Here is a 12,881-nt window from a genome sequence, read left to right as displayed (position 1 = left end):
TAGTTAAAAAGATAAATATGATAGTATGATAATATTAGTTTTTTGACTAAAATTATGACTTGCAATTAAATTTAAAATACTTTATCTTGAATTAGAAAACAAAAAAAAGAGACGTAATACAACTCAAGGACCAACTTGAATTGTCACAACGCCTAAAAAGTGTTGCTCGTCTCACTACTGGATTAAAATGGCTTTAAAAAATTTTAAACTCAAACAATTTACAAAACTGTCAATCCTATAAGTGTCTAGTCTAAACTACTGATTTATCGCCATTGCTCTAAATTATTATAGCAAATTTTGCGAAAAAATTCAATAGTTTAAGGCTTATTTCGTGTACCCTAAATGACTTTAGAGTAGACGAAATAAGCTTTTCATGAAACGGACACTGTAATTTCAAGTGTTCGTTTTTATTATCTTAAAAGGAGGTGTCAAATCATGCAAGTATCAGAGATCGTAAGTCTAGTGTTAAAAGATGGTGTTCGCAAATACAAATTCAAAAATAGCAAAGTCCGTCCGTTTAACACAAAACCAGAAGGCAACAAAGGCGCTATTTTCGGGTTTAGATCTAAGGAAAATATGATCGCTTCTCGTGGAATCGTTCTGACTTCTGAAGAAGCTCTTTGGGAAAATGAAGATTGCTTTACACACTGGACACCTAACGTATATAGCTACGGTACGTATGCTGATGATGGCCGCACGATCGTAAAAGGTCACGCTGAAGATAATTTAAAGCAGATCAATACTTTTGTCATTGATTTTGATCGATCACCAGGAGAAAAACTGGATACTCAAATGATCCTTGATGCTGCACTCGATTTAGAATTGATCCCAACACTGATTTTAAAAACTCCAGGAGGATATCAAGCGTATTTTATTTTGGAAAACGCCTGGTATATTTCGTCAAAAAATAATTATCAGTCAGTGGAAGTGGCCAAACGTGTGTCAGAAAATTTGAGAAAAGCATTCGCTGAAACATTACCTTCAGTGGATCTCGGCTGCAATCATTTTGGGATTGCTCGTATTCCACGTACGGATAATATCGCCTATTTTTACCCTGCAATGACGAAAGATATGCAACAATTAATCAGTTGGTCGATGAAATATCAACCTTCACGTACTTATAAAAGCTCAAAATTGACATTGTTAAAACACAAAGAGATCCGACAAGTTGATGAAAAGTGGGTAGATACATTGCTTAATAATCCTAAAATTGTTGGAACAAAGGGAAAGTTAGGCCGTAATAATGCTATTTATACTCTTTCTTTGGCTTACTATGCTTCTGGTATCGATCAAGACGAATGTTTCGATGTCATGGATGAATTTAATAGCAATCTAAAAATGCCTTTGAAAAATCAAGATGTTGTTAGAACTGTCAAAAGTGCCTATTCTGGACGTTTTCCAGGAGCCAATAAGGAGAAGGTATTGCTTTTGCTAGAGAACTGGGGCTCAGAATCACTCTCTGAAGACCAATTATTTACGCAAAAATTTAATGGATGGTATAAACACAAAAAAGATCGATCAGAACGTAAAAGATCACACGTCGGTGAATGGAAAGCAGATATTTTAGAATACCTGGAGAGTGAATGCTATAGATACCGACCAGAAATTGAGCTGACTAAGAGTGAATTACAAGCAGCTGTACAGTACCAGGATAAACCTATTCCAAAGAGATCACTAGACAAGGCTTTGAACGAGTTAAAAGCTGAAGGTAAAATTTACGTAGAAGTAAAAGCTGGCAGAGGTGGTGGGCTAGTCGTAGCAACAAGAAAAGCGCTGATTCGCACTGTAATAGTGGTGAATCAGCACGTCAAAAAGGCGTATAAAAACGCCATAAGAACATTCTTTAAAGAAGCAGATATACTAACCAAGATGATTGAAACGCCAGGAAAAGAGAAGAAAACAGGGTTATTTGGTGAGCAAACAAATCTATGGGACACTGGATAAATTAAAACATGCACACTGCCAATACATTATATCTAGGATACTGCCCTTTAGTTTTCGAGAGTGCTGAGTAGCATGAATAAATGTGTGGTTTTACATCAGGTGTACTTGCCGTGTTTAGGAGTATGTTGTTAAATTTCGTATGTTTGATAGGTGCAGCCTTGGTTTATAGAATACAGCTAGTGTTTTTAGGTATTTATTCATTTATTGGTAGTGATTCATAGTGTTTGAAATCAAGGTAATAATCTGCTCTAGTGCTTAGATTATTGATTTCAGTTTCCATTTCATCGGCAGTTTGATAGTCTCCTATTGCACGTGTTATATTTATAATTTGCCAAGCGTCATCAAAATATCTGATATCTCTTTCTAGGAATCGTTTGACTAGGCATTTACTGTATTCTAAGTTTACTTTAGAGTAATAGCCAGTGGTATATTTTACAAGAGGTTCAGCTAATTGAACATAGTCCCAGGCTTTTATATAGTCTAGTTTGTAAACATAGCAAGTTATTGCATTTGTAAGAATGTTGAATGCTGATGAAAGTAAATAGGGTGTTCTTTTTTCTATGAATTTAACAGGCAACATGTCAGAAACAATTGAATCAAGTTGTTGATCTGTTAAATATTGGACAATGTTGAGGGCTATTGTGTAGTCATATTGACTATAAAAACTTTTTTTATCTAAAAGGGAGACTATTAAAGCAATTTCTTCTTTAGTAAGTAACCCTACTTCTTTCCATATACTGCCAAAGTGATTTTTTATAGTGCAGTAATAGGATAATTGTTTTTTACTCATATTTTTTATGGGAATATCATTAAAATAAAATTCTCTCAAAAAATCTTTTTTCTTTTCTAAGTCATTGGGATGTCTACCGATTTCTTTAAATATGGTACGAAATTTGTTCACGTTATCTGTGGAGTAAGTCCAATGAAATAGTTCTTCTAAGGATATATCTAGACTGTTTAAAATCTCGTCTAAATGATCAATTTTTAAACTTGTAGTGCCATTCTCTAGTTTGGAATATGCAGAGTGATTCGCGTTATTCGGGAAAATATCTTTCTGAGAAATCCCTCGTAATTCTCTAATATTTTTGAGTGAAGCTAAGAATATATTTGAATAAACATTACTATTTGTCAATTTAAACCCTCCTTTATGTTCTATTATAGCTTTTTTTATCTTAAAATTCACCTTTTTTGAGGAGTATAAAATGTATTTTGCTTATTTATAGCGATTTTAGTTGTTCCAAAATAGCTATAGCATTTTTAATGTTCTTTACAACGATTTTAATCATGTTATAATTAGATAAGGAATATTTCTAATAAAAATTTAAGGAGTTGAGATTATGGGTACCGTAACAATTTTAGTGACAGTTGTTTCTTTAGTTGGAACATACATTCTGACTTCAGGTTGATTAGAAATGTCTTGAATTATTATTTAGTCTGTGTTATCGTCTAAACGTAGTTAACAGATAAATTGAAAAAGAAAACTGACTTTAAGAAGTTAGCGAACAACAAAATAAAGAGCCCGTTATAATCCCTTCCAACTAAACGAACGCCAATTCATTTAGAAGGTCAAGCGGAATTATAACGTGATCAGTTCCATGTCGGATACACATGAACCTGTCGCGGCTCCTAGTTGCAACTAACGTCACAACGTCTTATTATAGCAATTCTTTACAAAAATTAACAGGGGAATGAGTGTTTTTCTGTTATGGTAGAGTCTTACACAACCATTTATTTAAATTCAGTAAACCGCTACTGTATTAAATAAAGAGCGTATTTGTGTAGGATGGAACCTGAAGTAAGAGAATTTATAATAAAAAACGTGTGTGATTGTTGCAATTTAAGGGGTGAGATACAGTAAAATGTGTCTCACCCCTTTTTTGTTGTTCGTTTGTTCGTTAACTTGTCAAAATCAATTTTAGAAAGGAAGAATTTTTATGTCAAAAGCTACTAGTAAGCGTAAAGGTAAAGCTCAGTACAGAGGATATTGTTCTCAACTTGATGTAATACGACAATCAACAACAGTACGAACGTTTGACAAACAAACTTGGTCAAATCATTGGGATGGTCATTTTATGTGTCTTACTCAAAACGAAGATGAGACTATTAGGTCTGAAGTTGAAGAACTAAGCAAAATTTATAAAAATATTCAAACTGTTGCGAATAAAGACCTTGTAATTGCAAGAAGATCACATCCAGATCAAGCACTCAAATTTCTAGTCGAACCCTACGTGATTGGACGTAGAAAATAAACCAGCAATAGATTTCTTTTGTTGGTTAGTGAAAAAAATCCCTTGAAACCTTGTATTGTTTAACGGTTCTTTGAAAACTGAATACTATATTTCGAGCAAAGAAAGGAGATTATTCAGGAAAAAGAGCAACCAAATAACTGTCGGTTTGGTTGTTTGCTCGTAACGGCAGAGCTAGTATCTTTTGAGGGGAAGAGAACGTAAACAGGGGTTGTATCACGCAATGAAAGTAAGTAGAGCGGTTGAGCGTTCCACGAGGAACCAGTCGTTAGCAGAAGGATTTCTGATACTTTTTCCACGGACATTGTGTGATACAAGCCGAAGGTTGCTTATTCAAGCCTAAGATAAGCAGGGTACGCTTTGTTGCCAAAAAGCGAATTTCACTAATGAATAAAGGAAATCTATAAAAAAAGGGGGAATAGTATGAGCCAAAGAAAGAAAAAGCGTGAACAACGACAGCTGGTTGCTGAACTTATTCGATTTTTACGAACAGGAAAACGAGAATCTATTGTAATTGAAAACTATTTTGAACTAACAAATGCCAAAAAGCATTGGACAATGGAGCAAAAAAGCTTATTGTATAGCGGTTTAGAGCGAACAAGCGCATTGAGTGTTACGAAATCGCAGCATGAAAAATTGGTGACAGTACGGGATTTAGACTATCCGAGTGGTAGGTCAATAACAGTAACCTATATAAGAATGGAAGCGACACTGCTTCCATAAAGGAGAAATTATTTATGGCTAAATTTTCAAGTAAAGAAATGATTGAAGAATATATTCAAAAAACACGGAACAAGTTCAAGTGGTCGCAAAAAATAGTGATTGTCTTATATAAAGCGATTCATGAGTCAAAAGCAATTGTTTTGTATTATATGCCAGTTAAGAAAGGTACAAGCGTTGTATCGTGTGTTGGGGTTAAAAGAACATAAATGTAAAGAGGTGAGAGGGTGCAATGAATGACGAAGATTATTCTAGCAATCAAGAAGAAACTTGGAGATCAAGCGATTATAGACTAGGATCAACAATAATATTTAAAGAATCAAGTATTGGTGAAGAAAACTCGTATGAGGTCAAAGAAAGTGAAGTCATCACTGATTCTACGAATGAGGAAAATACCTTGTTGAATCTTTTAGAAATACAACAAGGCAATTTTAGACAGGCGACAATAACGGCATTAGATAACTCAATTCAAAACGTTTTATCAATGACTTTGAATCTTTGTTTATCAGTGCTACCATTCTTAATCGCGATCATTGTTTTACGAAAATTACTGGAAAAGTCCATATACTCAGTTTTTGGTATACAAGATAAGTTTTATTCATATAATGAGAAAGAATATGAGAAAGCTCTGCAGGTAATGAACTTATTCTCAGACTATAAAAAATTTCAAAGAAAAATGAAGTGGTATATTTGGAAAAATCGTTGGTCTTCTGGAAAAGAATTTTCTGATCTGATTTGTACAATTGCTGAAAGTCCTTATAAAGAAGATACAATGTTTCAATATGAAGTTATTCAGCTTTTTCCACCACTAAATGAAATTAATAGACTGAAAAAGAAGGAACTTTTAGAAGATGTATCAAGAAAAGTAAAAAAATTAAATCAGAACTATTGGGCAGTAGATTTTTAGATTAAAGGAGAGATATCATGCCAAAGAAAAAATTGAGTAACTTTGAATCAAGCATTCACGTATGGCGAGCAAAATGTCGTATGACACAACAACAATTAGCTGATAAAGTCGGTGTATCAAGACAGACGATCATTCAGTTAGAACGGAATCGATACAATCCGTCACTTTTACTAGCCCACGATATAGCCGATGTTTTCGAGGTTCCAATTGAACAAATCTTTACTTTTACACGAATTGGAGAGCCAGAAACTATGGAAATGATGGACGTTGAGGATTGAATACTTTACTATTGGAGTAGAAGTGGGTGGAATCATGAAAAAAATGAATCAGTACAAAATTAAAGTTTTGGGCTCATTGTTAGTAGCGGTACTTTTAATTTTAATGAATTTTGAACAAAATAGTCTGTTCATTGCCTTATTAATCAGTTATTCCTTATTTGAAGCAATGGACTTGTACCATGAATCGAAAATAATTTAAAAATGGAGGATTTAGACATGAAAAAGTGGACGAACAAAACGAAAAAAACAGTAGCACTCTGTTTGGTAGCAGTTGCGGTAATTGGTGGCGGTAGTGCGTATGCCTACTCTAGTGGCCAATCTAAACAAAAGCTGGAAGCAGCACAAACTGAAGTAAAAAAACAGGAAGCAACACTGAAGACTTTAAATAGAGATTTGAAAGGATATTTCGACAAAAAATCACCTTCCTATCTGGTAGAAAATATGCAAGAGAGCAAGATAAAAGAACTAAAAAAAGAGGTTGAAAATGCAACAAGTCTTAAAGAAACGACACTGAAAGTTGACCATACTTCTTTTGACAAAGAGGTAGAAGCAGTAAATAAAACAATGACAAAACTTGAAACGACATTTGAGAAGCAGCAAGCAGTGAATAAATTATTTCAGGAGAAAGCTGTAAATGGTGCTGAGATCTCAAAAGAGTTGCCGATCGCAGATGATTTGAAACAAGAAACAATCGATCAAGTGAAAAAATCAGTTGAGAAACCAACGTCTGATTTTGAAAAGACAATCCAGTCATTGACTGCTGAAGCTGAAAACCAATTAAAACAGCTGGATAAGGCAAAACAAGCCACTACAAAGGTTTATAAAGATAAAGTGATTTCTACTGACACAAAGCTTTACGATACGGCTAAAACAGAAGTTGATAAGGTCAAAAATGCTAAAGCTAAAAAAGCATTGACGGATCAATTAAGCAAAGTGAAGGCTGATATCGATAAAAAGGCAGCTGAAGAAGCGAAAGGACAAGCTGAAACAAAACAAGAAAGTGGCACACCACAGCAGCAAGCTAAAACAACTGAAGCACAAGAAACAGCGCAAGCACCAACACAAGGGAATCAAGGACAACCAACTCCTGATTACACTGGGACTGGTGGAGCTACAGATAATGGAGGGTATGTTCCACAAACACCTCAACCGCAAGTACCACAAGAACAAACACCACCTACTTCAAACGGTGGTGGAGGGAATACAGGCACAACGCCGCCCGTTCAGCCAGAACAACCCACAGAACCGTCTAAACCTGTTGGACCGCCAGCTGGAACAGTTGGGCCGTTTTATTCAGAAGATGCTTGTTGGGCATATGCTGAAAGTCAAGGATGGTCTGGATTTGCAGTAACAATTATAGATGGTGCAATGTACATTAGCCCACGATAATAATAGTAAATAAATGTAGTAAGGCGATAGCGATAGCTATCGTCTTTTATTATACATAAAAAATAAAGGGGTAGATATTATGAGAATACGAGCGCCAGTATTTTACCTGTGAAATGCAAGAAAAACAATCAAACAAATACGATGTAAAGAAGGGAAATAAAAAAATGAATTACAAGCAAAAAATGATTACAGGGTTAAAAAAATCAACAACCGTATTAGCAGCGATGTTGATTTTGGGACAAACATTTATGCCGGGAGCGACTGCTTTTGCAGAATCGCAAGAATCGACTGATACCACTACTGAACAAACGGCTAGTACAACAGAAACAGTAACTAAGTTAGAAGATATTGAAACGACACAAACAAGCGATTTTAGTGAAAAAGCGAAAGAAATTATTAATGATCCACTGCTTACTGAAACCGAAAAAACTCAGAAAATGTATTCCGTTTTTTCAGGAATGGGAAAAGTTTCTTTTGGATATACTAATAAATCAGGTGAACAAGTAGCAGTACAAGAAAAGCAAACACGTTTTAGACGTTCTGCATTAGATACGTCAGAATATACACCGTACTCTTTTAGAGTTGATCTAAATGGTTATTGGGCGGAAGGTCAAATGCCTGTATTAAAAATGGACGGTGAAGTTGTATTTTGTATCGAACCAGGTGTCGCAGCGCAAGCAGGAGAAGGGTATACGCCAGCTGATCTAACAGCTCAACAAAGAGAATGGTTTGAAAATATCGGAAACTTCGGTTATCCGAAAGAACAATCACATGAAATGTATTACACTTCTCAGGGGTATATGTGGCAAAAAATGGGTGCTTCCTTTAGCGGTAGCTATGATGGATTTGAAGCGAAGAAAGCCCAAATCGATGCGAACATTGCAGCTTACTACACCAAACCTAGCTTTGATAAACAAAAGATTACAGTCAAAATGGGAGAACCAGTTACATTAACTGATACTAACGGTGTTTTAGAAGAATATATAAAAGATGTATCTACTGGCGGTCTAAAATTAACTAGAAATGGAAATCAGTTAACTATAGAGGTAACTGAGGAAACGTCTGATAATGCACAGATTAAGCTAAGAAAAACCATGATTGACGGAGTTTCAATCGCTTATATCAAAGAAGGATCTCAAATGGTTGGTAAGTTTTCCGTTAGTGATCCTGCTCAAACTACAATCGATGTGGAAGCAATCAAAGAAGGGCAAATCCAAATCGGGAAACAAGATAAAATTACTAAAAAAATGGTTCCAAATACAACCTATACTGGAACGATCGGCAAAGACAAAGTAACCTTTACAACAGGTGCTGACGGTTGGGCGCCACTTTCAAATAAATACGTTGATGGTACAGAATACAACCTAGTTGAGACCGCAGTTCCAGCAGGATACACACTGGATCAAACACCAATCAAAGGAAAAATTAAAGGTGGAGAAACAACAAAAATTACGCAACAAAATAACCACCAAAACGCAGTGGTGACGTTTGAAAAAGAAAAAGAAGTGTTTGACGCTAAAGAAACAGCCCTTAAAGGAACACCAGTATATAAAGATATTCCCCTAGAAGGCGCTGAATTCACGAATAAAAACAACAATGATACGACTGCACCCGACCAAGAGACAGTCCTAACACCAGCAGGAGAATACCTTGATACTATGTTAACCGATGTTGAAGGGAAAGGAAAGAGTACGATTCCTTTCGTCAACGGTGAACAAAACGAATACATTTTTGACGAAATAAACGAACCTGAAAACTACCGCCAATTTGAACCCGTTACATTTAATGTTCCTTATGAAGTATCGACAGTTGATGTAGCAACGTATGACTTAGGTATTTTCAAGAATGAGTTAAAAACTGGTGAAATTGACTTTAACAAGAAATCTGATTTAGATCTCTCTTCCCTTTTAAATATTACAGGCGCTAAAATTCATGTTGAAGGATTAAGCGAAAATACAAAAGACGTGAACTTTACCTTCAATACAAGCGCTGAAACGAACAAACTGAAGCTAAAAGAAGGACAATATCGCTTCTCAGAAGTAGAATATCCTGACGGTTGGACAATTTCACCAAATCAACCACATTCAATGATCGTAGAAGTAAAAGACAAAACAAACAGTACCATTAATTGGGAAAATACAAAAATTCCTATGAAAATTACGACATTATTTGCAACAGTAGACGGTAAAAAAGTAATCGATCCAACCAAAGACAACAAGCTGGAAGATACAGTAAAAGTAACTGACGCCTGGGTTAATACACCTATGACATTCTACACTGAATTTGTAGCGGTTAAATACAATAATGGTGTCATTATCAATCAACGTGTTGTTGGTACGGATGAAACCGATAAGACATTTAAAGAAAAATCTGAAGCCTTTAAGGTTCCTTTGGATTTGAAAAAAGATACTTTAAAAGAAGGGGAGGCATTAGTCGCTACCCACGTTGCCAAAGATAAAGACGGCAAAGTGATTGCTGAAGAAACAGATCTATACAATAAAGATCAAACCGTAGTTACTGAAACTGCAAAAGTACCAGAGAAACCTAAAACACCAGTAACACCAAGCACACCAACAAAAACAGGAACACTACCAAGCATGGGTGAAACCATTCAATCAACATTCATGATGATTGGATTTGCTATTGCTGCATTAGTTGGTTTTCTGTTTGTCTTCAAGAAAGCAGAAACAGACGAAGTGGCATAATTTACTATATCAACAGCGAAGCGATGAACTTTAATCAGTTTGTCGCTTTTTTATTTTATCAAAGAGAGGAAGACACTATGTCAGAAGCAGCAGAAAGGGAGCGTGTAACGATTGACGACCTAGATTTAGTCAATTCTAATGGATACCTGTATGTGCAAGATCGTTTTGTTATAAAAGAATTGGACCGAAAAAGAAAATATATCAGAAAATCAGAAACAATCTTGTATATTATCACAACGTCTATTTTGAAGCGACCGGATACGTATTACAAACGTGGTGGGGCAAAGAATCATATTAAAACATTTGGCATTATTTACCCAAGTGGGCATGTCCAAGTGATCGATTACACCCGAATTATTCGTTCACCACGAGGGTTTATTATCATACGTTAATATTCAAAGGAGGGGAATTGCGATGTGTCAAAAAGGAAATCAAGTCATGGCACGTATAGCAACATTAGAAGAGCAATACAAGAATTGCTTTTATTCTTTGGAACAGGAAAAACGAGAGTGTAGAAGTCTAGAAGAAGAAAATCGCCAATTACGTAAGGAACTGGACACATTAAACAGGAAACTAACCCGTCAAAAAGAATCTATGTATCTCATAGCGATATAAAACGAGGAGGAACTCATGAAGAAAAAAACATTAAGTCTACTCTTAGCTACGGTATTATTCAGCAGCGGCTTACCTTTGACGACCTTTGCGGAAGAAGTGCAACAAACACCGCAAGAATCTAGTGAGCAGGCACAAGAAGTAGAAACAAGTACAAGTGAATCGATCACGCAAGAATCGTCTAGTCAGCCAATCGCACCGCCCACCGAATCGACACAAGAAAGTCAGCCAATAGAAACAACCGAATCAAGCAACGAAACGATTCCTTCGGTAGATCCTATATCTAGTGAAGTGGTAGGAGTATCGCCAGCTGAAGTTATTCAGGAAGCACCACCAGTTAATGAAGCGATCATTCCTGTAGAGCCGTCTTCCATTCATTTTGATCGAGAACAAACTACTGAAGAGTTTGTGGCCCGTATTGGCGATCAGGCGAGAGAAGTCGGTCTCGAAAAAAATTTGTTTGGATCAGTCATGATCGCACAAGCAATCCTAGAATCAGGATCAGGTGGCAGCCAGTTATCCCAAGCACCCTATAATAATTTATTTGGGATCAAGGGCGACTATGAAGGACAATCAGTAACCTTACCAACGCTTGAAGACGACGGATTTGGAAATTTCTATTCTATCGAAGCAGCGTTCCGACTGTATCCAAGCTACAAAGAAAGTTTTGAAGACTACAGTAAGCTGTTTACAGACGGTATTAATGGGAATCCAACCATTTACCAAAGCGCATGGAAAAGTGAAGCGGTGACGTATCAAAATGCGACACAAGCCTTAACAGGCGTGTATGCGACCGACACGCAATACAACGTAAAATTAAATTCTTTAATTGAGACCTACGATTTAACGCAATATGATCGTGAGAAGGCAGAAGTTGCCCCAAGTGAAAGTGATTTTGAACCGTATAATGGGAAGAATTACGACGAAGGAAATAGTTATGCCCCTCTGAATTGTACTCAATATACGTATAATCGCATTATTCAGCTGGGTGGTTATGTTGATTTAGATATGGGCAATGGCGCAGATTGGGGAGCGACAGGGATTGCTAGAGGCTATGAAGTAAGCCATACACCAAAAGCTGGTACAGCTGTATCCTTTGAGCCTGGAGAGCTAGGTGCTGATCCAGATTATGGACATGTGGCCTTCGTAGAGAAAATTTATTCCGACGGTTCTATTTTGATCTCTGAAATGAATGCGATAGGGCTAGGGATTGTCTCTACACGAGTGATTCCAGCGGGTGTTGTGAACACGTTGATGTATATTACACCGAAATAGGAGCGTTAACGGTATGAAAAGTAAAGAAATTGAGAAGAAAGTTCTTTCCATTATTTTGTCAGAAGTTGATTTATTAATTATTTTTACTATGAATCCAATAAACAAAAAGAAATTAAGGCGAGTATCAACAATAATTAATAGCTTTCTAGAAGAAAGCCAACCAAATAAGCACGATTTCACATTTCCTTTGTACATGGAGAGAATACGTCATAATAGAGATCTTAACTTTATTCTTTCTGAACCTAATGTTTGGTGGCATTTTACAAATGACGACAAATTAATGGATCAAATAGTCAGTAGATACCACGTTCTGTATGCTGTTTTTTCAACTCTTCTTTCTGAAGTTGAGCTAAAATGAAAATTTTGAATCTGGTCAAATTTTGACATTTCCTGTAGCTGTTATATGTAAATAGAAAATAGATAAGTATACTCAATAAAAGATACACATTAATGGGATCAATAAAAATCAAGGATTCAAATTGTATGTTTGTATTTGATTGTTTTAATGAGTTTAAATTATTTATGAAAAGAATAACCACAGGAAGAAAAGAAAAAGATTTAAACAAATTTAGTCGACGTTCTGCAAGTTCAATTTGTTTTTCATAGTAGTTCAAAAGCAATGTTGTGCTTTTTTCTAAGTCAGTTGATTTTTTTAAATAAATATCAATTTTCGCAATGCTTTGTTTAAGCATGTAAGTAGAAAAAATATTGAGTATACAAGCAACAATATATATATAAAGTCGATTATTATAAAGAATTTCTGACAACCCTGTTTTTATATACAATAAGGAATTAGATTCTAAAA

General features: G+C 35.6%; 14 protein-coding genes. 13 read left to right on the top strand and 1 reads right to left on the bottom strand.

Annotated features, from left to right (window positions below):
* The first annotated feature begins 435 nt into the window (after positions 1–435).
* Entirely contained in the window at positions 436–1,944 is a 1,509-nt protein-coding gene (locus A5819_RS17430) for a primase C-terminal domain-containing protein (protein ID WP_086282136.1), read from the top strand.
* 193 nt (positions 1,945–2,137) lie between these two features.
* Here the strand turns inward: A5819_RS17430 and A5819_RS17425 are convergent, their stop codons facing one another.
* A complete protein-coding gene (locus A5819_RS17425) occupies positions 2,138–3,076 on the bottom strand; it encodes a helix-turn-helix domain-containing protein (RefSeq protein WP_086282138.1) in 939 nt (312 codons plus the stop codon).
* A gap of 802 nt (positions 3,077–3,878) precedes the next feature.
* On the opposite strand from A5819_RS17425, the gene A5819_RS17420 reads away from it, so the two are divergent.
* From A5819_RS17420 to A5819_RS17370, 12 genes are all read left to right on the top strand, one after another.
* Positions 3,879–4,193, top strand: a complete 315-nt coding sequence (locus tag A5819_RS17420) for a hypothetical protein (RefSeq protein WP_086282140.1) — start codon at positions 3,879–3,881, stop codon at positions 4,191–4,193.
* A gap of 420 nt (positions 4,194–4,613) precedes the next feature.
* A complete protein-coding gene (locus A5819_RS17415; protein ID WP_086282142.1) occupies positions 4,614–4,913 on the top strand; it encodes a hypothetical protein in 300 nt (99 codons plus the stop codon).
* Between the two features lie 14 nt (positions 4,914–4,927).
* On the top strand, positions 4,928–5,119 hold the full coding sequence (locus A5819_RS17410; protein ID WP_086282145.1) for a hypothetical protein: 192 nt from the start codon (positions 4,928–4,930) through the stop codon (positions 5,117–5,119).
* Positions 5,120–5,142: 23 nt separating this feature from the next.
* The gene (locus A5819_RS17405) at positions 5,143–5,817 is read left to right on the top strand and encodes a hypothetical protein (RefSeq protein WP_086282146.1); all 675 of its coding nucleotides are present in this window, start codon (positions 5,143–5,145) and stop codon (positions 5,815–5,817) included.
* Positions 5,818–5,834: 17 nt separating this feature from the next.
* Positions 5,835–6,095, top strand: coding sequence for a helix-turn-helix transcriptional regulator (locus tag A5819_RS17400; RefSeq protein WP_086282148.1), 261 nt, complete (start codon positions 5,835–5,837; stop codon positions 6,093–6,095).
* Between the two features lie 34 nt (positions 6,096–6,129).
* On the top strand, positions 6,130–6,294 hold the full coding sequence (locus A5819_RS19400; RefSeq protein ID WP_217809037.1) for a hypothetical protein: 165 nt from the start codon (positions 6,130–6,132) through the stop codon (positions 6,292–6,294).
* A 17-nt stretch (positions 6,295–6,311) separates the two neighbouring features.
* Entirely contained in the window at positions 6,312–7,484 is a 1,173-nt protein-coding gene (locus tag A5819_RS17395; protein ID WP_086282152.1) for a hypothetical protein, read from the top strand.
* Positions 7,485–7,648: 164 nt separating this feature from the next.
* Positions 7,649–10,189 (top strand): SpaA isopeptide-forming pilin-related protein, encoded by a 2,541-nt coding sequence (locus tag A5819_RS17390; protein WP_086353076.1) that lies wholly within the window; start codon positions 7,649–7,651, stop codon positions 10,187–10,189.
* Positions 10,190–10,266: 77 nt separating this feature from the next.
* The gene (locus A5819_RS17385; protein WP_086282309.1) at positions 10,267–10,581 is read left to right on the top strand and encodes a hypothetical protein; all 315 of its coding nucleotides are present in this window, start codon (positions 10,267–10,269) and stop codon (positions 10,579–10,581) included.
* A gap of 22 nt (positions 10,582–10,603) precedes the next feature.
* A complete protein-coding gene (locus A5819_RS17380; protein ID WP_086282307.1) occupies positions 10,604–10,804 on the top strand; it encodes a hypothetical protein in 201 nt (66 codons plus the stop codon).
* A gap of 15 nt (positions 10,805–10,819) precedes the next feature.
* On the top strand, positions 10,820–12,076 hold the full coding sequence (locus A5819_RS17375; RefSeq protein ID WP_086282305.1) for a glucosaminidase domain-containing protein: 1,257 nt from the start codon (positions 10,820–10,822) through the stop codon (positions 12,074–12,076).
* Positions 12,077–12,089: 13 nt separating this feature from the next.
* Positions 12,090–12,434 carry a hypothetical protein gene (locus A5819_RS17370; RefSeq protein ID WP_086282303.1) on the top strand — a complete coding sequence of 115 codons (345 nt, stop codon included), beginning with the start codon at positions 12,090–12,092 and terminating at the stop codon, positions 12,432–12,434.
* The last annotated feature ends 447 nt before the right edge of the window (positions 12,435–12,881 follow it).

It is taken from the genome of Enterococcus sp. 7E2_DIV0204 (genome assembly GCF_002140855.1).
GTDB classification, from domain to species: Bacteria; Bacillota; Bacilli; order Lactobacillales; family Enterococcaceae; genus Enterococcus_L; species Enterococcus_L lemimoniae.
Note: the sequence above shows the minus strand (reverse complement) of the source record. Positions and strands in the feature narration are given on the sequence as shown.

Bases quoted from the DNA above. Each gene is read 5' to 3' on its own strand.
- A5819_RS17430 (WP_086282136.1), top strand. From the start codon at position 436: ATGCAAGTATCAGAGATCGTAAGTCTAGTGTTAAAAGATGGTGTTCGC.
- A5819_RS17420 (WP_086282140.1), top strand. From the start codon at position 3,879: ATGTCAAAAGCTACTAGTAAGCGTAAAGGTAAAGCTCAGTACAGAGGA.
- A5819_RS17415 (WP_086282142.1), top strand. From the start codon at position 4,614: ATGAGCCAAAGAAAGAAAAAGCGTGAACAACGACAGCTGGTTGCTGAA.
- A5819_RS17410 (WP_086282145.1), top strand. From the start codon at position 4,928: ATGGCTAAATTTTCAAGTAAAGAAATGATTGAAGAATATATTCAAAAA.
- A5819_RS17405 (WP_086282146.1), top strand. From the start codon at position 5,143: ATGAATGACGAAGATTATTCTAGCAATCAAGAAGAAACTTGGAGATCA.
- A5819_RS17400 (WP_086282148.1), top strand. From the start codon at position 5,835: ATGCCAAAGAAAAAATTGAGTAACTTTGAATCAAGCATTCACGTATGG.
- A5819_RS19400 (WP_217809037.1), top strand. From the start codon at position 6,130: ATGAAAAAAATGAATCAGTACAAAATTAAAGTTTTGGGCTCATTGTTA.
- A5819_RS17395 (WP_086282152.1), top strand. From the start codon at position 6,312: ATGAAAAAGTGGACGAACAAAACGAAAAAAACAGTAGCACTCTGTTTG.
- A5819_RS17390 (WP_086353076.1), top strand. From the start codon at position 7,649: ATGAATTACAAGCAAAAAATGATTACAGGGTTAAAAAAATCAACAACC.
- A5819_RS17385 (WP_086282309.1), top strand. From the start codon at position 10,267: ATGTCAGAAGCAGCAGAAAGGGAGCGTGTAACGATTGACGACCTAGAT.
- A5819_RS17380 (WP_086282307.1), top strand. From the start codon at position 10,604: ATGTGTCAAAAAGGAAATCAAGTCATGGCACGTATAGCAACATTAGAA.
- A5819_RS17375 (WP_086282305.1), top strand. From the start codon at position 10,820: ATGAAGAAAAAAACATTAAGTCTACTCTTAGCTACGGTATTATTCAGC.
- A5819_RS17370 (WP_086282303.1), top strand. From the start codon at position 12,090: ATGAAAAGTAAAGAAATTGAGAAGAAAGTTCTTTCCATTATTTTGTCA.